We start from the raw sequence: 23,947 nt of genomic DNA, 5'->3' as shown, positions 1-23,947 counted from the left end.
AAAATGGAAGAAAAATTAACATTGACAACAGAGTGGGATAAAACATTTCCAAAAAGTGATACGGTCAATCACCGTAAAATAACTTTCCATAATCGCTATGGAATCACCCTGGCGGCTGATTTATATGAGCCGAAAAATGCGTCTGGAAAGTTTCCGGCCATCGCCGTATGCGGACCGTTTGGCGCTGTCAAGGAACAGGCGTCCGGTCTCTATGCGCAGACCATGGCGGAGAGAGGGTTTTTAACGATAGCTTTTGACCCGTCCTTTACCGGTGAGAGCGGCGGGACTCCCCGCTATGTGGCATCCCCGGATATCAACACGGAAGACTTTCAGGCTGCCGTTGACTTCCTGTCTGTTCAGGATAATGTGGATCCGGACAAGATCGGCATCATCGGTATCTGTGGATGGGGCGGCATGGCGCTGAATGCGGCGGCCATTGATACGAGGATCAAGGCTACGGTGGCATCCACCATGTATGATATGACCCGGGTAAATGCCAAAGGATATTTTGATGCGGAGGACAGTGAGGAAGCCCGTCATGAGAAGCGGGAGGCATTGAATGCTCAGAGAACTATAGATTATAAAAACAACAGTTACGCGAGAGCAGGCGGAGTGGTGGATCCGCTGCCGGATGATGTGCCATCCTTTGTGAAAGATTACCATGCTTATTATAAGACAGAGCGTGGCTATCACCCTCGTTCTTTGAATTCCAATGACGGATGGAATGTAACATCTTCCCTTTCTTTCCTGAACATGCCAATCCTGCAGTACAGTGATGAAATCCGCAGTGCGGTACTGCTGATTCACGGTGAGGAAGCACATTCCTGTTATTTCAGCAGAGACGCGTACCAGAAACTGCGGGGAGACAACAAAGAACTGATGATCATTCCGGGTGCTGTGCATACGGATCTGTATAATCAGGTGAATATCATTCCGTTTGATAAAATGGAAGCGTTTTTTAAACAATATCTGAAATAATAAAGAAGCATTCTCTAAAGAATACCTGAAATAATAAAAAATATCCCCCACCCCGGCTTGTGCAGACAGCCGGGGTTTTTTATGATAGGGAGAGGATACCTGACATGCCTAATGGAAAAATGTTTTTGGAAAATAGCAGTACTTACATCAGGAACAGAATGTCAGGGAAAAAATAAAAAATAAGAGGTGAAGATACGATGGCGGTATGTCCGGAGAGAAACAGTTGGGAAGAGCCGGCGCTCATAAAAGGAAAAGTAAAAGAATACTGGAATGAGAGAGCAGACAGTTTCCGCGTGCAGCGGGAAGCAGAACTAAAAAGCGGTCAGCACAAAATATGGGAGCAGGAATTGTTATCCCATCTGACAGGGAAAGACAGTTTGAAGATATTAGATGTGGGATGTGGATGCGGTTTTTTCTCCCTGCTTCTGGCGGAAAACGGCTACAGGGTGACCGGCATTGATCTGACAGAAAATATGATCCTGGAAGGACGGCAGATGGCGGCTCAGCGCGGAATGGAGGTCGCATTTTTACAGATGGATGCAGAGAATCTTCTTTTTGCCGATGAGACGTTTGATGCGATTGTGAGCCGGAATCTTACGTGGACGCTGCCTCATCCGGCGCGGGCTTATGAGGAATGGCTCCGGATATTGAAACCGGGCGGTCTGCTGCTAAATTATGACGCGGAACATGCCAGATATCATTTCAGCCGCGGTCTGGAAGGAGAAAAAGCCCATGAAATGCTTTCCCGGGGACAGATGGAAGAGTGCATGGAGATATATGGTATGCTGCCTATCAGTGGCTGGAAACGGCCGGACTGGGATACGGTCTGTCTCAGACAGCTGGGATGTGCCAAAGTGGAGGCCGATCAAACGATCGGAAAGAGGCTGTTTCTGCATGAAGATCAGTTTTCCACACCATATCCGGTATTCCGGATTAAGGCGGTAAAAGAATGAGACGGCTGCTGCACTTTGTATTTGTGCTGTTTGGTATTACTTTTTTGTCGTTTGCGCTCATACATATGGCCGGAAGCGATGCGGTTTTGCAGCAGATGGATGTGACCGGCGTGGCGCTTTCCAGGGAAGCCATGGAGGCTCAGAGAGAGGCACTGGGCCTTGACCGGCCGTTTCTGGTGCAGTACGCAGACTGGCTGCGGGGCTGCCTCAGAGGAGATTTCGGTGTCAGTTTTCTTTCCGGGGATGATGTTCTTTCTGTCTTTTTGTCAAAACTTCCGGCTACGCTTCTGCTGGCAGGAATTTCTCTGTTTCTTACTATTCTCATTTCCGTTCCTCTGGGAATTTATGCGGCAGTGCGCCAGAACAGGATCAGTGACTGGCTGATACGCGCCGGCAGCTTTTTGGGAAATAGTCTGCCCAATTTTTTTGTGGCGCTGCTTCTATTATATGTATTTGCCATCCGTCTGTCGGTTTTTCCGGTGATTTCAGAGGGAGCATCCGGCGTGGTGCTGCCGTCGGTAACGCTGGCTGCCGCCATGTCAGCAAAGTATGTCAGGCAGGTACGGGCGGCAGTCCTGGAGGAGATGACCCGGGATTATGTGACTGGAGCTAAGGCAAGAGGGGTGTCCTTTTCGATGATTCTTTTTAAAAATGTGCTGCCGTCCTGTCTGCCCGCGCTTCTTACCATGTTGACTTTATCAGCCGGCAGTCTGCTCGGGGGAACGGCTGTGGTAGAATCGATTTTTATGTGGGACGGCGTAGGGAAACTGGCGGTGGACGCCATTTTTATGAGAGACTATCCGATGATTCAGGCGTACGTCCTCTGGATGGCTCTGATCTATATGCTTTTGAATCTGGCGGCAGATATCTCTTACGGCCGGCTGGATCCGAGAATTCGTCTCAATGAAAAAGAAAATGCATTTCAGAAGAAAAGGATGAGTCCATGACGGAAACGATACAAAAGAAAAGGCAAAAACTGGTACTATTTGGAACTCTTGTTTTATTGCTGCTCTTTGTTGCGGTGTCTGCGGAGAAGTTCTGTCCGTATGATCCTTATGCGCAAAACTACGGGGAGGCGCTGCTGCCGCCCTGTTGGCAGCACCCGCTGGGAACAGACCGGTTCGGGAGAGATATGCTCTCCAGGGTTCTCATAGGCGCCAGAGTGAGTATTTTTTCTTCTTTGATATTGACAGGGTTTATTGCCGCGGCAGGAACTGCGGCGGGCCTTTTGGCGGGATACGCCGGCGGAGTTTTTGATGCAGTGATCATGCGTATTTCTGATGTCTGTCTCGCTTTTCCGGGTATGGTATTTGCGCTGGCTGTGGCGGCAGTGCTTCATGGAGGAATGTTTGCAGTGGTACTGGCGCTGGCTGTGGCGCACTGGCCCAGATATGCCAGGATTGCCCGGAGTCAGACTCTCTCTGTAAAGCAGGAGGATTATATCGCGGCCGCGCGCCTGGCGGGATGTCAGACACTGGCAATTCTTTTTCGGCATATCCTTCCCAATATTTTAAGCCCTGTTCTGGTGACGGCCATGCTGGACATCGGAACCATGATGATGGAAATTGCGGCGCTTTCCTTTCTGGGGCTGGGGGCACAGCCGCCTACAGCCGAGTGGGGGAGCATGATGAGCGGCGGGAGGAGCCTGCTGCAGCTGTATCCCTGGGTAGTACTGGCCCCGGGAGCGGCGATTTTTATCACAGTGGTGATTTTTAATCTTTTCGGGGAAGCTTTCCGGGATTACCGAAATAGCTGTCAGTCATGAGAGGCACTGCCGGAGAAAAAGGAAAGTGAGGAACATATGAATCGGAAACGAAAATGCATTTTATTGGCTGTACTGCTGTCCGCCCTGGTGTTTTTAAACGCCTGTGGCGGACAGACGCCGTCTCATAGTCGCCATGACGGAACGAAAACTTTTATTTTCGGAGACACCACCTTTAACGCGGAAAATGGCATCGCGGATATCAATCCTCACAACAGCAGCGGCGGATGGGGCTGTATCCGTTATGGAGTGGGAGAGACTTTATTTCGATTCACAGATTCCATGGAGATGGAACCGTGGCTGGCTGAAAACTGGGAGCATACAGATGATGTTACCTGGAAAATCGAGATAAAAGAGGGGATCACGTTCACCAGCGGCCGGAAGGTGGATGCCGCCGCCGTGAAAGAATGTCTGGAAGCGTTGATGAAAGCACATCCCCGGGCGGCGGGAGATCTGCACATCAAAGCCATGGAGGCCGGGGAACAGACGCTGACCATCCGGACGGATATTCCGGTGCCTGCTCTTCCTTCCTATCTGGCGGATCCTTACAGCTGCATTATTGATATGGAAGAGGGGGTGGATGAGGACGGCATTGTCTGCGGTACAGGGCCCTATGAAGCGGTTTCCCTGGAAACAGATCAGCGTCTGGTTCTTGTAAAAAACAAAAACTACTGGGACGGGGAACCGAATATCGATACGATCATTATCCGCAATATTTCCGATGGCGATACGTTGACAGCGGCTTTGCAGTCCGGCGAGATTGACGCCGCCTATGGAATTCCTTATCTCAGTTATCCATTGTTTGAAAATGAGAACTATATTTTTACCGGATGTTCCACAAGCCGGGTCTTTTTCGGCGCCATGAACTTTGAAAGTCCCATTACCTCTGACCCGGCGGTGCGAAAGGCCATTGCCATGGGAATTGATAAAGAAGGATTTGTGAAGGCGCTGATGAACGGCAACGGGGAAGCGGCGTCCGGCGTGTATCCGGAGAACTTTTCTTTTGGAGGGAAAATGGTCCACACGGAAACCTATGATCCGGAAGAAGCAAAAGCGGTTCTGGAAGAGGCGGGATGGACGGACCGGGACGGAGACGGTGTCCGGGAGAAAGACGGAGTGCCGCTGGTGCTGCGCTGGCTTACCTATCCGAGCCGCCAGGAACTGCCTCTTCTGGCGGAATCCGCACAGGCGACCCTGGGAGAAATCGGAATTCGGGTGGAGATTAATAATACACCGGACCATAGCAGTGTCTGCGCAGATAAAAATGCCTGGGATATTTATGTCAGCGCCATGGTCACAGCTCCCACCGGGGATCCGGAATATTTTTTCAATTATCACTGTCTGGACAGTTCTGCCCACAATGACGGGGGATATCACAGTGATCGTCTGGAAGCGCTGGCGCAGAAACTGTCAGGAACTTTTGATACAGAAAAAAGAGCAAAACTGGCTGTCAGAATGCAGCAGACACTTCTTGACGACAACGCCTGTGTGTTTGTGGCGCATCTTCGCATGAATATGATAGCCAGAGCCGGAGTGACGGGGCTTACGGCGCATCCCTGTGATTATTATGAGATTACAGCGGAACTGGATGTGAAATAAATGGGAGCCGGATATGAAAAAACAATATATTGTTCAAAATAATCATAAGCGGCCGGGAAAACAAGAAAAAGTTCAGAAAAAGCAAAGATTTATGTTGAACTCATATATATTCTGTGTTATAATGCCTGCAATTGAGACTGAACCCAATGGATTAAAATTGAACTCTTGTCCGCAAGTTCAACAAAGAACTTGGGTATTTCAGTAAAAATAAAATGCAGGAGGAGAACAATGACAGGAGAGACCTTTTCGGATCGATTAAAGCTGGCCATGGAGCAGCGTGGAAAAAAGCAGATTGATATGATCCGCGCCGCCGCGGAGCGGGGTGTCAAGCTGGGCAAAAGCCACATCAGTCAGTATGTCAGTGGCAAAAATGTGCCGCGGGCAGACATTCTCCACTGTCTGGCGGATATCCTTGACGTGGATGAAGAATGGCTGAGAAGCGGCCGCAGGGCAGAGAAGGCAGAACAGAGAAAGGAAGAAGAAAGGGCGGAGGTAAAAAGGGAAAATCACGCCCTTGACGGAAGACCGGAAGAGACTGTGACCCGGATGGAGCAACAGGATTTCCGCCGGGATCCGGATGAAAAAAAACAATACACAGAACATACAGGAGGCAGACCCATGAGAGAGTTCAAAAAATCTTCAAAATTGAACAATGTACTATATGATGTGAGAGGACCGGTGGTAGATGAAGCGGCCAGAATGGAAGAAGCAGGCACGCAGATCCTTAAACTGAACATCGGTAACCCGGCTCCTTTTGGGTTCCGCACGCCGGATGAGGTGATCTATGATATGCGCCGTCAGCTGACGGAATGCGAGGGCTATTCGCCGGCCAACGGTCTGTTTTCCGCGAGAAAGGCCATTATGCAGTACGCCCAGCTCAAACAGATTCCCAATGTATCCATGGAAGATATCTATACAGGTAACGGCGTCAGTGAGCTGATCAACATCTGCATGTCGGCGCTTCTGGATGACGGAGATGAGATATTGATCCCGTCGCCGGATTATCCGCTTTGGACAGCCTGCGCGACACTGGCGGGAGGAACCGCCGTTCATTATATCTGTGATGAACAATCGGACTGGTATCCGGATATGGATGATATCAAAAAGAAGATCACAGACCGGACCAAGGCCATCGTCATCATTAATCCAAACAATCCTACCGGTGCTCTCTATCCAAGGGAAGTGCTGCAGCAGATTGTGGATATCGCAAGAGAACATCAGCTGATCATTTTCTCCGATGAGATTTATGACCGGCTGGTCATGGACGGAGAGGAACATATTTCCATCGCTTCCCTGGCGCCGGATTTATTCTGTGTCACCTACAGCGGTCTGTCCAAATCACATATGATCGCCGGCTTCCGTATCGGGTGGATGATTTTGAGCGGTAATAAAAATATGGCGAAAGATTATGTGGAAGGTATTAAAATGCTCTCTAATATGCGCCTTTGTTCTAATGTACCGGCGCAGTCAATTGTACAGACGGCCCTGGGCGGACACCAGAGCGTGAAGAGCTATGTGGTTCCGGGCGGAAGAATCCGGGAGCAGAGAGATTATATTTATAAAGCACTGACGGATATCCCCGGCATCAGTGCAGTGAAACCAAAGGCGGCCTTCTATATTTTTCCAAAGATCGATGTGAAAAAGTTCAATATCACCGATGATGAAAAGTTTGCACTGGATCTTCTGAAGGATAAAAAAATTCTTCTCATCCATGGAGGCGGATTCAACTGGCAGCAGCCGGATCATTTCCGGGTGGTATATCTGCCGCGGATTGAAGTCCTGAAAGAGTCTGTGGAGAAGATGGCGGACTTCTTCAGTTATTATCATCAGTAGAAATCTGCTGACATCCATAGAAATGTACAAAAAAAGCTGTGAAAAAATGACCTTTTTCATTTTTTCACAGCTTATTTATTTAATGAACTGATCGATAGCTTTTTTGAACTGTTCCAGTGATTCCGGATCATTGTGTTCAATGGCATCGACAATGCAGTGATCCAGGTGGTCTTTTAATATAATCTTTCCGGTATTGGTCAGGGCGGAGCGGACGGCGGCAAGCTGAATTAAGACATCCGAGCAGTCCTGTCCGTTCTCCACCATCCGTTTTACCGATTCCAGATGACCGATGGCCCGGGACAGCCGGTTGATGACCGCCCTGGTCTCCGTATGGGTGTGCCCGTGGGAGTGTGCCTGTAAACGGTCATGAACAGAGTCACCCCCGGGTGTTTGTTTCGTTTCTTCTCCGGACAAAAATTTGCGTCTGTCGTCCATATGTTCACCTCCAGATATGCGTTTATTATACGGAAAAAGAAAAAAGTTTGTCAAGAAAAGCCGTGCCTTTTGGCGCAAAATGTGGTAAGCTGTGTTTTACCGCTGCTGTTGCATTATGTAAAAAAGTATGCGCGGCAGATAAACGGTTAGCCAGAAACACATAAAAGAGAAAGAAAACCAGAAACATAAATTGGAAAGAAAGGATTTGTCATGTGGATTGCAGATAAATACATTGACTACGTAAAAGAACAGACCATAAATAATCCCGGGCAGAGCTGGGGGAAAATGCTGCTTGGCTTCAAGGCAAATAAGCTTCGGATGAAGCTTCTTCCCAATAAAAAGCTTTCCAGGGGATACCAGAAGCTGGAGGAAATGATGATGTCTTTCGTGGCAGACGCCCTGGGACGGCCGGACAGTTATGTCTGGGGAAATATTTTTTCGCCCTGCGAGATCGTTCAATGTTTTGGGCGGAGCACTCTGTCCATTGAATGTCTGGCCTGCTATTTAAGCGGATATCATCTGGAAGATTATTTTATCGACTATGCTCAGAATCTGGGAATCGCCCCGACTCTGTGTTCTTATCATAAGACTTTCGTGGGAGCCATTGACAGCGACGCAGTGTCGGTGCCTGGTTACGCGGTGACCACCTCTTTGTCCTGTGACGGCAATTTGAACACATTTCGCTATCTGGAGAAGAAAAAGGGAGTTCCGTTTTCTTTTCTGGACGTTCCTTACGGGGATGACGAGGATTCCGTAGATTATCTGGCCGGACAGCTGAAAGACTTTGCCGGAGCGCTGGAACAACATTTCGGAATCCCCTTTGAGGAGGAAAGATTAAAAGAGAATCTTCGCATTGAGAATGAGACCCGCAAAGAATTAATGCATTTTTTCCGTCTGCAGAGCGAGAGATATTATCCGGGAGAGCTGATCAGTCATCTGTATCTGATGATGGGGATGCATCTTTTGATCGGCACGCCGGAATTTCTGGATCTGGTCCGGTTCATGGTGGAAGATATCAAAACGTATCCTCCTTTTGAGGGAAAGAAGATTCTGTGGGTGCATCTGCTGCCATTTTATCAGGAGACCCTGCAGCGATATCTCAATGAAAATCCGGAGTATCAGATCATTGCCAGCGACATGGCGATGGACTCCGTGGAAGAGCTGGATGAGAGACGGCCGTTTCACGCTCTGGCCAGGAAGCTCATCCATAATCTTTATAATGGTTCCTATGATCACAAAGCGCAGATGGTCAGCCGTCTCGCCGACGAACTGTCTCCGGATGCGGTGATTCAGTTCTGCCACTGGGGATGCAAACAGTCCTCCGGCGGCAGTCTGATTTTGAAAGAGGCATTCCAGAAGAAGGGAATTCCCATGCTGATCCTTGACGGAGACGGCATTGACAGGCGAAACAGTCATGACGGACAGATCAAAACCCGTCTGGAAGCGTTTCTCGAGATGCTGGATGAAGGTACGCAGAACAGGAGGCTGGACAGGACATGTTAGGATATATCTGTAAATATACTCCGGTGGAAGCTTTCGTCTCCATGGGCGTGGAGATGAAACGGGTGGAACCGGATGTGACCAATTTCAATCAGGCGGATATGAAGATGCATCCCAATATCTGCAGTTTTGCCAAAGGAGTGCTGGAAGAGATGATGCAGGCGGATTATGAGGGAATCATCCTCACCACCTGTTGTGACAGCATCCGCCGCCTCTATGATGTGCTGAAAGAAGAATTTCCGGAGAAATTCATTTATATACTGGACATACCGCGGATAACCAAGGAAGCCGGAGCGGTTCTCTATGAAAAGAGGATCCGGGCGATGATGCAGGCCTATGAGGCATATTCCGGCAGACAGTTCCGGGAGGATCGTTTTCGGGAAATCCTCAAAACGGAACAGGAGAGGGAGAGACTATCCTTTAAAAAGAAGCGTCTCAATATCGGGATTCTGGGCGCCCGGGCCAATAAAAATATCAAGGAGATTCTGGAAGAGCGGGGAGCGGGCGTGGCTTTTGACCTCACCTGCACCGGCCTGGACCGCAAGATCATTTATCAGGAATCCGAGCTGTATCTGGCGTATACCCGGGGGCTGCTGGCGCAGTTCCCCTGTATGCGCATGGAACAGGCGTCCAACCGGGATGAGCTGATCCGGCGTTACAGTGACAGCGCGGACGGGATCATCTACCATACGGTACAGTTTTGTGACAATTATGCCTATGAGTATGCATGGCTGAAAGAATGGCTGCAGCGGCCGATGCTTTTACTGGAAACAGACTATACAAAACAAAGTTTCGGGCAGATGCTGACCCGCATTGAGGCTTTTTTGGAATCTCTGCAGCCGCAGCAGGCCGGAAAAGAGCTTTTGCGGTCACAGCCCGGGAAAAAGGAAAGAACGGGAGGACAGGAAAATATGTATGTGCTGGGTATTGACAGCGGTTCCACTTCCACCAATGCGGTGATCATGGACCGTGATAAAAAGATCAGAGCGTTTTCGGTGGTGCGCACCGGCGCAAAATCCGGGGAGAGTGCGGATAAAGTACTGAAAGATGTGCTGGAAAAAGCTTCCCTTCAGAGAGAAGAGATCGCATGGATCGTATCAACAGGATATGGCCGGGTGAGTATTCCTTTTGCCGACGAAAACGTGACGGAAATCAGCTGTCACGGCCGGGGCGCCCATTATTTTAATCCGGACATCCGCACCATACTGGATATCGGCGGGCAGGACAGCAAAGCAATCTCCTTAAATCAGGAGGGAGAGGTGCAGGATTTTGTCATGAATGATAAATGTGCGGCAGGTACGGGACGATTTCTCGAGATGATCGCCCGCACGCTGGAAGTGAGTCTTGATGATCTGGGAGCCATTGCTCTCACGTCCACAGAAAAAATAGAAATCACCAGCATGTGTTCCGTGTTCGCGGAATCGGAGGTGATTTCTCTGATTGCCAATAATAAAGAAAAGGCAGACATCGCGGACGGTGTCTGTCATGCCATTGCCAACAAAGCCTATGGTCTTTTAAGCCGGGTAGGTCTGACGCCAGCCTTTATGATGACCGGCGGAGTGGCGAAAAACCCGGGTGTCGTCCGCGCCGTGGAAGAAAAAATCGGCGGGAAACTTTATATTTGTCCGGAACCGGAGATTGTAGGGGCGGTAGGAGCGGCTCTCTACGCGCTGGAACAGATCTAGGATTCCGGATATTTTGACGATAAAAGATCAGTCATCTTCCTGGAATCTCTTGTCCACTTTGTTATAGGAAGTAAAATACGGAGCAAAGTCTTTTTCGTCGGATTCCAGTTTCCGGATGAAGTTGGTCCGAACCTTCTTCTCCGGCTGAGGAGTGACAAGACCTGAGTCACGTCCGGCGGCAAAGGACTTGAGCATCCACGCCATATTCCGGCCGAGGGTGCGCATGACCATCATGCCTTCCTTATCCTGCTCCACTTCCTGCGGGGTATTGCCGAAGACAATATTCCAGTAAGTGGACGGAACCAGAGGCATGTTGCTGATGGTAAAATACTTGTTAAGCTGGTCCAGAGCGGCGATGGAACCTCCCCGGCGGCAGCTGGCCACAGCGGCGCCCGGCTTGTATGGAAATCCTTTGCTGGAATAAAACATCCGGTCCATAAAAGAAGTGATGCCTCCCGCAGCGGCGGCGTAATGAACTGGTGAGCCGACGATCAGGCCGTCGCAATGTTCCATTTTGGCGATAGCTATGTTGACGGCGTCCTCTCCGAAAATACATTTGCCCAGCTTATTCTTGCGGCACATCCCGCAGCCCATACAGCCGCGGATCGGGTCCAGTCCGATGTGGAGCCATTCGGTCTCGATTTCTTCCATATGTAACGTCTTTTCCACTTCCAAAAGTGCCCGCCAGGTGCAGCCCTTCGGGTGTGGGCTTCCGTTTATCAATAATACTTTCATGGGTGTCATCCTTTCTGGATGTGAACGTTCTTTCCAATCACGAAAAACAGAAAAACATAGAAGCCCTTCTGCGGATCCGGAGAACAATCACAGGTAAAAATATGCTAAAATGTCTGTAAATTCACTATTTATGAGAAATTATATCATGAAATGATGGAAATGTATATGAAAAAAATATGAATGTGCCTTGTTTTTCTGTGTAAATTTATATATACTAGAAAATCACAGGGGATATTTTTTTGTCATGATGAAGGATGAGATCCGGGCGCCTTCAAAATAAAAAAGGAGATCAGAGTCTTCGGGCGGCGGATGCAGTCATGAGATCATGCGCAGGATACAGAGATATATGAGAAGATCTCCATAAAATATTGGAAAAAATGAGAAGGACAACGTGAGGGAGGATAGCAGTATATGCATGTAATGGTACATAAGTTTAAAAAAGTCCTGGTGGCGAACCGCGGGGAGATCGCGATACGTATTTTCCGGGCTTTGGAGGAGCTGGGAATCGGCTCCATCGCCGTGTATTCCAAAGAAGACCGGTACGCGCTGTTTCGCTCCAAGGCGGATGAGGCGTATCCGCTGGATCCGGACAAGGGGCCGGTGGACGCTTATCTGGATATTCCGACGATCATCCGTATCGCCAAGGAGAAAAAGGCGGATGCCATCCATCCGGGATACGGTTTCTTGTCAGAGTATCCGGCTTTTGCGGAAGCCTGCCGGAAAAATGATATTGTCTTTATCGGGCCGACAGTGGAAGCTATGAATATTATGGGGGATAAACTTTCAGCCAAACAGGCGGCTCACGACAGTAATGTGCCGATCATCAGCGGCAGCGACTTCATTTTACCGGACGCCGGGGCGGCCATGGCTGAGGCAGACCGCATCGGGTATCCGGTGATGTTAAAAGCATCCAACGGCGGCGGCGGCCGCGGAATGCGTATTGTGGAGCGGAAAGAAGATATGGAGGAAGCCTTCGCCAAGTCGGAAAATGAGTCAAAACGGGCTTTTGGGGAATCCAAACTGTTTTTGGAGAAGTATCTGATCCGGCCGAAACATATCGAAGTACAGATTTTAGGAGACAATTACGGGAATATCGTACATTTATATGACCGGGACTGTTCCGTGCAGAAAAATAATCAGAAGGTCATTGAATTTGCGCCGGCCTGGACCATTTCTGATGAGATCCGAAAGAAAATTCTGGACAGCGCCAAACGTCTGGCCAGAAGAGTGGGATATACCAACGCCGGAACCATGGAATTTCTTGTAGATGAGGAGGAGAATCCATATTTCATTGAGATGAATCCGCGGATTCAGGTGGAACATACGGTAACGGAGATGATCACAGGCATCGACATCGTCATCTGCCAGATTCTGGTGGCGGAGGGATATCCGTTAAACAGTCCGAATATCCACATTTATTCGCAGAATGAAGTGAAAAGCATCGGATATTCCATCCAGGTGCGAATCACCACGGAGGATCCATCCAATCACTTTCTGCCGGATCACGGCAAGATTGATCTGTACCGTTCCAGTGCGGGAAACGGCATCCGGCTGGACGGGGGCATCGCCTACACCGGAGCCGTGATCACCGCTCATTATGACAGTCTTCTTGTGAAACTGGTGTCACACGACCGGACGTTTGCGGGTGCTATCCGCAAATCGGTCCGCGCTCTGAAAGAGTTCCGGATCCACGGGATACAGACGAATATGACCTTTTTGATCAACGTCTTAAATCATGAGGTGTTTCAGAAAGGAAAATGTTATACGACCTTTATCAGCGAGACGCCGGAGCTCATTGAGATGCATAACAAACTGGACCGGACTACCAAGATTCTGGAGTTTCTGGCCAATAAGATGGTCAATGTGAATCCGGGACCGAAGCCGGATCTTGAGGACAGAAAGGTGCCGGTCATCGACACGGAAAAAGAGATCCGGGGAACCCGGGACGAATTTTTGCGGCTGGGCGCGAAAGAGTTCACCCAGAAGGTGTACCGGAGTAAGAAGCTGTATGTGACGGATACCACCATGCGGGATGGCCAGCAGTCTCTGCTGGCGACCCGTATGCGGACCAAGGAAGTGGCGGGAGCGGCAAGAGCCACCAACCTGTACTTGAAGGACGCATTTTCCATTGAAGCCTGGGGCGGCGCCACCTACGATACGGCATATCGTTTTCTGAAAGAATCCCCGTGGAAGCGGCTGGATATTCTGAGAGAACGGATGCCGAACGTTTTGATCCAGATGCTCCTCCGGGCCTCCAATGTGGTGGGATACAGCACATATCCGGACAATGTGATCAAGAAGTTTATCAAGGTATCCAGCGACCATGGCGTGGATGTCTACAGGATTTTTGACAGTATGAACTGGATGGAAAATATGAAGCTGCCGGTGGAAGAGGCATTAAAGACCGGGAAAATTGTGGAGGGAGCCATCTGCTACGCCAGCGATATGATGGATCCGAAAGAGACCACTTACACCCTTGATTATTATTGCAGGAAGGCGGCGGAACTGGAAGCCATGGGCTGCCACTGCATTGCCATCAAGGACATGTCTTCCCTGTTAAAGCCTTACGCGGCGAAGAAGCTGGTGGAGGCTCTGAAGAAAGAAGTGCATGTGCCGATTCATCTGCACACGCATGATACCGCCGGTAATGGGATCGGAACCTACCTGATGGCTGCCGAGGCCGGCGTGGATATCGTGGACTGCGCCATCGGTTCCATGAGTTCCCTGACCAGCCAGCCGTCCATGAACTCTCTGGTGGAAGCGCTGCGGGGAACGGAGAGAGATACCCAGATTGATCCGGAGGGACTTCTGGTGCTGGATGAATATTATGCCCATGAGCGGAAAGTATATAAGGTTTTCGAGAGCGGCATCGACGCGCCGGATACGGCCATTTATCAGTATGGCATGCCGGGAGGACAATATTCCAACTTTACGGCCCAGTTAAAAGAAATGGGCGTAGTCAATAATTTTAAGGAGATACGCAGATTATATAAAGAGGCCGATGAATTGCTGGGCAATATCATCAAGGTGACCCCTACTTCCAAGGTGGTGGGCGATCTGGCCATTTTCATGCAGAGGAACAATCTGACGAAAGAGAATATTTTTACGGAAGGAAGAGAACTGTCCTATCCGGATTCCGTGGTGGAATACTTTGAGGGACTGCTCGGACAGTCGGAAGGCGGTTTTCCGGAAGAGTTCCGGCGCATTGTGTTGAAAGACAGAACGCCGATTGAAGGGCGGCCGGGCGCGCTTCTCCCCGATGTGGATTTTGATAAGATTGCGGAATTCCTCCGGGAGAATTACTATATGGATACCATGGAGAAACCAGAGGTCATGGAACAGAAGGTGTTAAGCTATGCGCTGTATCCGAGAGTTTATGAGGATTACTGCGAGCATTTCCAGGCCTACAATGATGTGTCCAAACTGGAAAGCCATGTATATTTTTACGGGTTGCGTCCCGGGGAGGAGACAGTCATCCAGATTGAGGAGGGCAATGATATCCTCATCAAATTTGTACAGATGTCAGAACCGGACGAAAAAGGATACCGGACGCTTCAGTTTGAGGTGAATGGATTCTACCGGGAGACCCGTGTTCTTGATAAGAATTTTGAGGTGAAGGCAGACCGCCGTCTGAAAATGGATCCGAGAAATCCGGGACATCTGGGGGCCTCTATGCCTGGTATCATCAGTGATATCAAGATTAAGGAGGGCGATGTGGTGAAGAAGAATATGCCGCTCATGACCATCGAAGCCATGAAGATGGAGACGACGGTCACTTCCCGGGTTTCCGGCGTTGTGGATAAGATCTATGTTTCCGAGGGCGATGAGGTCAACCAGGATGCGCTGCTGGTATCTTTCATTCTTGATGAGGAAGAGATGAAAAATGTCACTCATCCGGAACTTCCGGAAATGGATCTGGCCTCCCTCTATGAAGATGATTTTAAGACCGTTTCCATAGATGGTGAAATTGAGAAAAAAGAATAGAAGCCGGATTTTGTACATAATCATCCGGAAGGGAGAATGCTGCCGTGGATTTTGCCGCCGCCGCTTACTCTGTTTTGACGGAATTACCTGCTTGTGGTATGATGGGGAATGGAAAAAGCGGACGGCGGCTTTTTTTGGCTTGTCGCCAGGATGGGGACGGCAGGACACCGGGATGAGATCCGTTGGAACGGATGTATCCTTTCAGCCGTGGGATTCATAATATTATCATAATGGAATTCAAATTATATAATATAGAAGAAAGACAGGAGGAAGAACCGATGAAAGAAAATGCATGGTTAACATATGATGAAAAGGATATGGAAGCGCTGGAAAAACTCTCCGGCGAATATAAAGATTTTCTGAGCAGATGCAAGACGGAAAGAGAATGTACAACATTTTTTAAAGAGGAGGCCGAAAAGGCCGGATACCGTTCCCTGGAGGATCTTGTTGCAGAAGGAGTATCCGTCAAGGCAGGGGATAAAGTGTACGCCGTGGGCATGGGTAAGACTATCGCTTTGTTCCAGGTGGGCAGGAAGCCGCTCACAGACGGAATGAATATTCTCTGCGCTCATATTGATTCCCCGCGGCTTGATCTGAAACAGGTGCCGTTATATGAGGATACGGAACTGGCCTTTCTGGATACCCATTATTACGGTGGTATCAAGAAGTATCAGTGGGTGACGATTCCCCTGGCTCTCCACGGCGTCATCGCCAAAAAAGACGGTTCAGTGATGGAAGTCAATATCGGGGAAGACCCGGAAGACCCGATCGTCTATGTGACGGATCTTCTGGTACACCTGGCATCGAAACAGCTGGCGAAAAAAGGCAGCGAGGTGGTAGCCGGTGAGAATCTGGATATCCTGGTGGGAAGTCGTCCGCTGGAGGGAGAAGAAAAAGATGCGGTGAAAGCCAATGTACTGCGTCTTCTCAAAGAGAAATATGACATGGAAGAGGATGATTTCCTTTCTGCAGAGATTGAAGTGGTTCCGGCAGGACCGGCCAGAGACTGCGGTCTTGACAGGAGTATGATTGCCGGATACGGCCATGATGACCGTGTCTGCGCTTTTCCGTCTTTCCAGGCTATGATAGAGACAGAGGCTCCGGAGCGGACATCCTGCTGTATCCTTGTGGATAAAGAAGAAATCGGCAGTGTAGGCGCCACTGGTATGCAGTCCATGTTTTTTGAAAATGCAGTGGCAGAACTTCTGGCCCTCGCAGGCATGGATTCCAATCTGGCTGTGCGCCGCACCATGGCACGGTCAAAGATGCTTTCTTCCGATGTGAGCGCCGCCTATGATCCGGCCTACAGCGAAGCCTTTGAGAAAAGAAACAGCGCTTACTTCGGAAAGGGTCTGGTTTTGAATAAATATACCGGTTCCAGAGGTAAATCCGGCTCCAATGACGCCAACGCAGAATATCTGGCACAGCTTCGCAGGATTTTTGATAACAATAAGGTAGCATTCCAGACAGCGGAACTGGGTAAGGTTGACTATGGCGGAGGCGGAACCATCGCGTATATCGCTGCCCTCTACGGCATGGAAGTGGTGGACAGCGGCGTGGCGGTTCTCAGCATGCATTCTCCTTGTGAGATCATCAGCAAGGCAGACTTATATGAGGCGAAGAAAGGTTATGCAGCATTTCTGAAAGAGGCATGAGAATGAATTGTCAGGAAGCACAGTCAAATATCATGAACTATATCAACCACAATCTGAGCAATGAGCAGACGAAGGAATTTATTGAGCATATTTATTCCTGCCCCAACTGCCAGGATGAACTGGAGATTAATTATATTGTGATGGTTGGTCTGCAGCAGCTGGATGATGGAGAGATTTTGTCGGTGGATTTCAGAAAAAAACTGAAAGAAGACATGGATATGCGATATAAGGAGGCTGTCAGGGAGGAGGAGAGAAGCCGTTCGATCCGGGTCATCCTTGCTGCCTTCCTCATTTCGTTGTTCTTGTGGATTCTGGGCAAAGTACTTGCGTTTATTGTATAGATTTTTAAGTAGAAGAAAGGACACAGCATCATGGCGGAAAATAAAATCATGCTTCTGGACGGGCACAGCCTGCTGAACCGCGCTTACTACGGTCTGCCGGTACTGACCAACGCAGAAGGAAAACATACCAATGCGGTGCTCGGTTTTTTGAATATTATGCTCCGATATATGGAGGAGGAGAGGCCGACTCATCTTCTGGCGGCTTTTGACAGAAAGGAGCCGACATTTCGGCATCTGAAATATAAAGAATATAAGGAAACAAGAAAACCGATGCCTGAAGAATTGAGGGAACAGGTTCCTCTCATGAAAGAGGTGCTTTCTTCCATGGGCATTCCGGTGGTGACACAGGCAGGCATCGAGGCGGACGATATTCTTGGAACCATCGGGCGGGAAGCGGAAAAGGAAGATTTTTCCGTCGTCATTGTATCCGGCGATCGGGATCTTTTACAGCTGGCGACGGAACATACCAAGATCAAGATTCCGAAGACCAGGGCCGGCGGCACGGTGACAGAAGACTATTTCGCAGCCGATGTGGAAAAGCTTTACGGTGTGACGCCCACAGAGTTCATTGATATGAAAGGACTTATGGGAGACGCTTCCGATAATATCCCGGGTGTTCCGGGCATCGGAGAAAAAACAGCGGCAAAGCTGATACAGAATTATCATTCCATTGAGAATGCCCACGATCATCTGGAAGAGATTAAGCCGGCCAAAGCCAAAAATAATTTGAGAGAATATTATGATCAGGCTCTTTTGAGCAAAGATCTGGCCACCATCAAGACGGACTGCTCCCTGGATTATCAGTTCCAGGATGCGGTGGTCGGCGACATTTTTACAAAAGATGCCTATCATCTTTTCAAAAAGCTGGAATTAAAGAGCCTGTTTAAATATTTTGAGGAAGATCAGAAAGAAAAAAATGAACTGCAGATTACGGTGACCAGCGATCTGGCGGAGGCGGATGCCATTTTTGATGCGGTGCGCGCAGCGGGAAAAGAAGGAGAAGCCGCCGGATATGGTGTCATCGGAAGCGCTGGAGACTGCCGGGGCATCTCCTTAAGCTGGAACGATAAAACGGCCCTTCTTCTGACGGGAGGGCTGCTGACGGAAGATCAGCTGAAAGATTCAGTGCTTGCTCTCCTGGCTGCCGGCATGTCTTTGTATGTGCTTGACTATAAGGCGCTGCTGCATTTTGATGAGCGTCTGCGGGAGTATGAGAAGCAGATTGAGGACGTAGGTATTCTCGCCTATCTGCTCAATCCGCTGCAGTCAGCGTATGACTATGACGATATTGCCAGAGATTATCTGGATCTGGTGGTGCCGTCCAGAAAAGAAGTGTGCGGAAAACAGGAATTGTCAGAGGTATTTTCTGCTGAAAATGAAAAAGCAGTGAATATGGCCGGGCTTCTTTCCTACGTCCCGCGGAAGTCCTGCCCGATTCTTAAAGAAAAACTGAAGGAACATGACATGGAGGAGCTCTATCTGCAGATTGAGCGGCCTACCACAGCGACCCTCTATGACATGGAAAAATACGGGATTTCAGTGGAGAAGGATGCTCTGAAAGAATATGGCGAACAGCTGACCGGGCGCATTGAGGAGCTGGAGGAATCCATCCATACCCAGGCGGGAAAAGATTTTAATATCAATTCTCCAAAGCAGCTGGGGGTGGTTTTGTTTGAAGATTTGAAGATGCCTTTTGCCAAGAAGACAAAGACGGGATATTCCACCAGCGCGGACATCCTGGAGAAACTGGCGCCGGATTATCCCATTGTGTCAGATATTCTCGAGTACCGGCAGTTGACAAAGCTGAAATCGACTTATGCGGACGGACTAGCTGCCTTTATCGGAGAAGACGGGAAGATTCACAGCGTTTTTCACCAGAAGGTGACCGCCACCGGACGGTTGTCCAGTTCCGATCCGAATCTTCAGAATATTCCGATCCGGATGCCGCTGGGACGGGCCATCCGGAAAGTGTTTGTGCCGGAACCGGGATATGTGTTTGTCAGTGCCGATTATTCGCAGATTGAACTGCGAGTGCTGGCCCACATGGCGGATGATAAGAATCTCATTGACGCCTACCGGCACAATGCGGATATTCACACCGCCACCGCTTCCCAGGTATTCGGGGTGCCGGTGGAGGAAGTGACGCCGCTTCTTCGCAGAAGCGCCAAGGCGGTAAATTTCGGAATCGTCTATGGGATCAGCGCCTTCGGACTCAGCCAGGACCTCAATATCTCACGGAAGGAAGCCAACGAGTATATCGAGCGGTATTTTGCCACCTATCCGGGTATCAAAACCTATCTGGACGGCAATGTCGCTTTCGCGAAAGAACATGGATATGTGAAGACGTTATACGGAAGAATCCGTCCGATTCCGGAACTTTCGTCCAGTAACTTCATGCAGAGAAGTTTCGGGGAGAGGGCCGCCATGAATTCTTCCATCCAAGGAACGGCGGCGGATATCATCAAAATTGCCATGATCCGCGTAAGCCGCCGGCTGAGGGAAGAGAATCTTTCCTCCCGTCTGATTCTGCAGATTCACGATGAGCTGCTCGTGGAGACAAAAGAAGAAGAGATCGGGGAAGTGTACAACATTCTGAAAGAAGAGATGATGGGAGCTGCGGATTTGAGTGTGCCGCTCCTGGTAGATATCGAAAAAGGAAAAACATGGTATGAAGCAAAATAAAAAATATATTCCCGCCATCGGCATCACCGGCGGCGTAGGTTCCGGAAAGAGTGTCGTCATGGATCTTCTGGAGAAAGAGTTTGGCGCGGCTGTCATTCTGGCGGACCTGGTGGCCCACGATCTGATGGAGCCGGGCGCCGTCAGCTATCGGCAGATTGTGGCTGAATTTGGCACAGAGATACTTGACGGGGAGGGACGGATTCACCGTCCTTCCCTGTCAAAAATTGTGTTTGGACATCCGGAACGTCTGAAACGGTTAAATGAGATCACGCACCCGAATGTCAAGGAAGAAATCCTTGCCCGTATCGCCCGTTTCCGGGAAGAGGGAAAGGTTTCCATGGTCGCTGTGGAGGCGGCGCTCTTGATCGAGAACGGTTTTGAGGAAATACTCGATGAACTCTGGTATGTGTATGTAAAGGAAGAGACGAGAATCCATCGTCTGATGGAAGGCCGCGGCTACAGCGAGGAGAAGAGCCGCTCCATCATGAAACAACAGCTTAGAGACGGGGAGTTTCGCAGCCACTGCAGCCGGGTCATTGACAATAATCAGGATGTGGACAGCCTGAGGGTGCAGCTGACACAAATCTTTGAAGAAAAGAAATTATTTTAAGAATTTGTGCAGGAAGGTTTACGCAGAATAAATTTTGTTATATAATGAACACCTGTAAAAAGTCGGATAACAAAAGGGATGAGAAAACATGGAATTAGCAAGTATTGCCAGCGGAAGCAGCGGCAATTGTATTTACATAGGCAACCGGGACTCCCATTTTCTGGTGGATGCGGGGATCAGCCGCAAGCGTATTGTGGAAGGCCTGGAGGAGATGGAGATCAAACCGGAGAATATTGACGGGATTTTTGTCACCCACGAGCATATGGACCACATCAGCGGACTGGGCGTATTCCTGCGGAAATATCCGGTGCCGGTGTATGCCACGGGAAAGACCATCGACTGTATTCTGAAGACCCGGTCTCTCGGGAAGGTGGATCCGGATCTGTTTGTCTCTGTATCCCCGGATCATCCTGTGAAGGTGGGAAATGTGAAGGTGGAGGCGTCCAGTGTCTATCATGACGCGGCGGATCCTGTCTGTTATACCTTTCAGGATGAGGAGTCCAAGGTGGGCATTGCCACAGATTTCGGGACTTATGATGATTATCTGGTGGACAAGATGCAGGGGTGTGAGTCTCTGCTGGTGGAGGCCAACCATGATCTTAACATGCTGATGGTAGGGCCGTATCCGTATCCGCTGAAGAGAAGAATCATGGGGAATACCGGGCATCTGTCCAATGAGCGCGCCGGGCAGTTTCTGTCCAGGGTGATCGGAAAGAACTGCCGGAATATTTTTCTGGGACATTTGAGCAAAGAGAATAATTATGGTGAGCTGGCCTATGAGACGGTCAAGGTCGAGCTGCTGGCTCATAATATTGATATGGACAAAGAGAATTTCACAATGCGGGTGGCGGATAGATATGCGCCGACCTTTGTGCTGTAACAAAAACGGTTTTTATGATGGCATTGACGGATGCAGTGCCGCCGTTTATATAATATGGAGGAAATACAATGAAAAAAACGATTATCACTGTGATTGGCAAAGATTCTGTGGGAATTATCGCAAAGGTTTGCACTTATCTGGCAAATAATAAGATTAATATTCTGGATATCAACCAGACTATCACCGGGGGATATTTTAATATGATGATGATTGTGGAATCTGACGAGGTACACAAGACATTTCCGGATATGGCCATGGAACTGGAACAGATTGGCGAGGAGATCGGCGTGAAGATTCAGGCACAGCACGCGGAAATCTTTGAGATGATGCATCGGATTTAGGAACAGGAGGATATTATGCTGAATATCAACGAGGTTATCGAGACCAATAAAATGATCCACGAGATGAATCTGGACGTCCGGACCATTACCATGGGTATCAGTCTGCTGGACTGCGTGGGAGATGACGTGGAGGAAGTCTGTGAGAACATTCATACAAAGATTATTTCCAAGGCGGCGAATCTTGTCCAGGTGGGCAATGAGATTGAGCGGGAATACGGAATCCCGGTTGTCAATAAACGTATCTCCGTGACGCCGATCGCACTGGTGGGAGGACGCTGCTGCAAGGGACCGGAAGATTTTGTCCGCATTGCGAAGGAGCTGGACCGCTGTGCGCGGGAAGTGGGTGTGAACTTCATCGGCGGCTACTCTGCCCTGGTCAATAAGGGAATGACCAGAGCAGATGAATATCTTCTGGATTCTATTCCGGAAGCGCTGGCTGTGACAGAGCGTGTGTGCAGTTCCGTGAATGTCGGATCCACAAAGACCGGTATCAATATGGACGCTGTGAAGCGGATCGGAGGGATTATCCTTGAGACGGCAGAGCGCACCAAAGATCAGGATGGAATCGGTAACGCGAAGTTTGTGGTGTTCACCAATGCTCCGGATGATAACCCGTTTATGGCGGGCGCTTTTCATGGTGTGACAGAGGCGGACTGCATCATCAATGTGGGTGTCAGCGGCCCTGGTGTGGTGAAAAGAGCCATTGAGCAGGTGCGCGGAGAGAACTTTGAGGTGCTCTGCGAGACCATCAAAAAGACAGCGTTCAAGGTAACCCGTGTGGGACAGCTGGTGGCAAAGGAGGCTTCCCGTCGTCTCCATGTGCCGTTCGGTATCATTGACCTTTCTCTGGCCCCTACTCCGGCTATCGGAGACAGCGTCGGCGAGATTCTGGAAGAGATGGGACTTGAGTATGCGGGAGCACCGGGCACCACAGCGGCTCTGGCGATGCTCAATGATCAGGTAAAAAAGGGTGGTGTCATGGCGTCTTCCTATGTGGGAGGATTGAGCGGCGCCTTTATTCCGGTCAGCGAAGATCAGCGGATGATCGATGCTGTGGAAGCGGGAGCGCTTACCCTGGAGAAGCTGGAGGCGATGACCTGTGTCTGCTCCGTGGGACTTGACATGATCGCCATTCCGGGCGATACTAGTGCGGCGACCATCTCCGGTATCATTGCTGATGAGATGGCCCTCGGTATGGTGAATCAGAAGACAACGGCGGTCCGTGTTATTCCGGTCATTGGAAAAACTGTCGGTGATACGGTAGAATTCGGCGGCCTTCTCGGCTACGCACCGATCATGCCGGTGAATGCCTTCAGCTGCGAGGCGTTTATCAACCGCGGAGGAAGGATTCCGGCTCCGATCCACAGTTTTAAAAATTAGAGTGATGTGTCAGGCAGAATGCCTGGCACATATTTTTTTCTTTTTTTTCATAGAGTGTAAAAAAAGGAATTTTCTATGACCCAGAGAGAGTATAATCTTCGAAAAAAGAGCATGAACCGGCAAAGGTATGGGGAACGGCAAAACCGGTCATCCATAAACCGGGGAAGGGATACGCTGTCCTATCAGGGCGGCAGATACGCCGGCGAGGAGGAAGAGTACCTTCCCTATGGCATTTTTTTCCGTGTGCGTCTGGCTTTATGTCTGGTACTGCTTTTGTTTTTTATTTACGCAGAGAAAAATTATTTTACCGAGGAAGAAAAAACAGAGGTCTATCAGGCGATGGAGCAAAATGTCAGTGCGGAAAATTGGAGGTCGTACATGGAACATACGGTTTTGTCTTTAAAAAATTTGGTAAATTAGAGAAAATACATTTTTTTATAAAATAAAATATAAATATTTTTGAAGAATGGGTTGCTATAAATCGCAAAAGGATATAAAATACTAATAATAGATATTAATTAATTTGTGATTTTTTAATTATTTTAATATTTTTATTCTATCCCTGACCGCTATTTTACCAACGATAATACACAT

Annotated in this window: 20 protein-coding genes; 18 read left to right on the top strand and 2 right to left on the bottom strand. The window is 49.3% G+C overall.

Annotation, left to right across the window (positions count from 1 at the left end):
• Window positions 1-3: 3 nt before the first annotated feature.
• The 7 genes from B5E53_RS03915 (at window position 4) to B5E53_RS03885 (ending at window position 7,125) form a co-directional block, all read left to right on the top strand.
• A complete protein-coding gene (locus B5E53_RS03915) occupies window positions 4-978 on the top strand; it encodes an alpha/beta hydrolase (RefSeq protein WP_087312739.1) in 975 nt (324 codons plus the stop codon).
• A 197-nt stretch (window positions 979-1,175) separates the two neighbouring features.
• Complete coding sequence (locus tag B5E53_RS03910) at window positions 1,176-1,931, top strand: class I SAM-dependent methyltransferase (protein ID WP_087312738.1); 756 nt, start codon at window positions 1,176-1,178, stop codon at window positions 1,929-1,931.
• Window positions 1,928-2,878, top strand: a complete 951-nt coding sequence (locus B5E53_RS03905) for an ABC transporter permease (RefSeq protein WP_087312737.1) — start codon at window positions 1,928-1,930, stop codon at window positions 2,876-2,878. Before B5E53_RS03910 ends, B5E53_RS03905 begins: the two co-directional genes overlap by 4 nt.
• Window positions 2,875-3,696, top strand: a complete 822-nt coding sequence (gene nikC, locus B5E53_RS03900) for a nickel transporter permease (RefSeq protein ID WP_087312736.1) — start codon at window positions 2,875-2,877, stop codon at window positions 3,694-3,696. The genes B5E53_RS03905 and nikC overlap by 4 nt, the downstream gene beginning before the upstream one ends.
• Window positions 3,697-3,732: 36 nt before the next feature.
• Entirely contained in the window at window positions 3,733-5,292 is a 1,560-nt protein-coding gene (locus tag B5E53_RS03895) for an ABC transporter substrate-binding protein (protein ID WP_087312735.1), read from the top strand.
• Between the two features lie 13 nt (window positions 5,293-5,305).
• The gene (locus B5E53_RS03890; protein WP_087312734.1) at window positions 5,306-5,497 is read left to right on the top strand and encodes a hypothetical protein; all 192 of its coding nucleotides are present in this window, start codon (window positions 5,306-5,308) and stop codon (window positions 5,495-5,497) included.
• A 413-nt stretch (window positions 5,498-5,910) separates the two neighbouring features.
• Entirely contained in the window at window positions 5,911-7,125 is a 1,215-nt protein-coding gene (locus B5E53_RS03885) for an aminotransferase class I/II-fold pyridoxal phosphate-dependent enzyme (protein WP_191531350.1), read from the top strand.
• Window positions 7,126-7,200: 75 nt separating this feature from the next.
• Here B5E53_RS03885 and B5E53_RS03880 read toward each other — a convergent pair whose 3' ends face one another.
• Window positions 7,201-7,560, bottom strand: coding sequence for a metal-sensing transcriptional repressor (locus B5E53_RS03880; RefSeq protein ID WP_087312732.1), 360 nt, complete (start codon window positions 7,558-7,560; stop codon window positions 7,201-7,203).
• A 210-nt stretch (window positions 7,561-7,770) separates the two neighbouring features.
• Here B5E53_RS03880 and B5E53_RS03875 point away from each other — a divergent pair, with 210 nt between their 5' ends.
• Both B5E53_RS03875 and B5E53_RS03870 read left to right on the top strand, forming a co-directional pair.
• The gene (locus B5E53_RS03875) at window positions 7,771-9,063 is read left to right on the top strand and encodes a 2-hydroxyacyl-CoA dehydratase family protein (RefSeq protein WP_087312731.1); all 1,293 of its coding nucleotides are present in this window, start codon (window positions 7,771-7,773) and stop codon (window positions 9,061-9,063) included.
• Window positions 9,057-10,745, top strand: a complete 1,689-nt coding sequence (locus B5E53_RS03870; protein WP_087312730.1) for an acyl-CoA dehydratase activase — start codon at window positions 9,057-9,059, stop codon at window positions 10,743-10,745. Before B5E53_RS03875 ends, B5E53_RS03870 begins: the two co-directional genes overlap by 7 nt.
• A 27-nt stretch (window positions 10,746-10,772) precedes the next feature.
• Here the strand turns inward: B5E53_RS03870 and B5E53_RS03865 are convergent, their stop codons facing one another.
• The gene (locus B5E53_RS03865; protein WP_087312729.1) at window positions 10,773-11,480 is read right to left on the bottom strand and encodes a flavodoxin family protein; all 708 of its coding nucleotides are present in this window, start codon (window positions 11,478-11,480) and stop codon (window positions 10,773-10,775) included.
• Between the two features lie 420 nt (window positions 11,481-11,900).
• Here B5E53_RS03865 and B5E53_RS03860 point away from each other — a divergent pair, with 420 nt between their 5' ends.
• From B5E53_RS03860 to B5E53_RS03820, 9 genes are all read left to right on the top strand, one after another.
• A complete protein-coding gene (locus B5E53_RS03860) occupies window positions 11,901-15,464 on the top strand; it encodes a pyruvate carboxylase (protein ID WP_343215591.1) in 3,564 nt (1,187 codons plus the stop codon).
• A gap of 278 nt (window positions 15,465-15,742) precedes the next feature.
• On the top strand, window positions 15,743-17,119 hold the full coding sequence (locus B5E53_RS03855; RefSeq protein ID WP_087312834.1) for an aminopeptidase: 1,377 nt from the start codon (window positions 15,743-15,745) through the stop codon (window positions 17,117-17,119).
• Window positions 17,116-17,460 carry a zf-HC2 domain-containing protein gene (locus tag B5E53_RS03850; RefSeq protein WP_162611775.1) on the top strand — a complete coding sequence of 115 codons (345 nt, stop codon included), beginning with the start codon at window positions 17,116-17,118 and terminating at the stop codon, window positions 17,458-17,460. The genes B5E53_RS03855 and B5E53_RS03850 overlap by 4 nt, the downstream gene beginning before the upstream one ends.
• A gap of 30 nt (window positions 17,461-17,490) precedes the next feature.
• Window positions 17,491-20,142: a DNA polymerase I gene (gene polA, locus B5E53_RS03845; protein WP_087312726.1), complete on the top strand. Its 2,652-nt coding sequence runs from the start codon at window positions 17,491-17,493 to the stop codon at window positions 20,140-20,142.
• Window positions 20,129-20,752, top strand: a complete 624-nt coding sequence (coaE, locus tag B5E53_RS03840; protein WP_087312725.1) for a dephospho-CoA kinase — start codon at window positions 20,129-20,131, stop codon at window positions 20,750-20,752. The genes polA and coaE overlap by 14 nt, the downstream gene beginning before the upstream one ends.
• An 88-nt stretch (window positions 20,753-20,840) precedes the next feature.
• Complete coding sequence (locus tag B5E53_RS03835; RefSeq protein ID WP_087312724.1) at window positions 20,841-21,632, top strand: MBL fold metallo-hydrolase; 792 nt, start codon at window positions 20,841-20,843, stop codon at window positions 21,630-21,632.
• A 68-nt stretch (window positions 21,633-21,700) separates the two neighbouring features.
• Window positions 21,701-21,973: an ACT domain-containing protein gene (locus B5E53_RS03830; RefSeq protein ID WP_087279757.1), complete on the top strand. Its 273-nt coding sequence runs from the start codon at window positions 21,701-21,703 to the stop codon at window positions 21,971-21,973.
• Between the two features lie 15 nt (window positions 21,974-21,988).
• The gene (locus B5E53_RS03825; RefSeq protein WP_087312723.1) at window positions 21,989-23,353 is read left to right on the top strand and encodes a PFL family protein; all 1,365 of its coding nucleotides are present in this window, start codon (window positions 21,989-21,991) and stop codon (window positions 23,351-23,353) included.
• Window positions 23,354-23,428: 75 nt separating this feature from the next.
• Window positions 23,429-23,773, top strand: a complete 345-nt coding sequence (locus B5E53_RS03820; RefSeq protein ID WP_087312722.1) for a hypothetical protein — start codon at window positions 23,429-23,431, stop codon at window positions 23,771-23,773.
• Window positions 23,774-23,947: the final 174 nt, after the last annotated feature.

The sequence above is a fragment of the Eubacterium sp. An11 genome (assembly GCF_002161065.1).
GTDB classification, from domain to species: Bacteria; Bacillota; Clostridia; order Lachnospirales; family Lachnospiraceae; genus Anaerobutyricum; species Anaerobutyricum faecale.
This window is presented reverse-complemented; position numbering and strand designations above follow the sequence as displayed.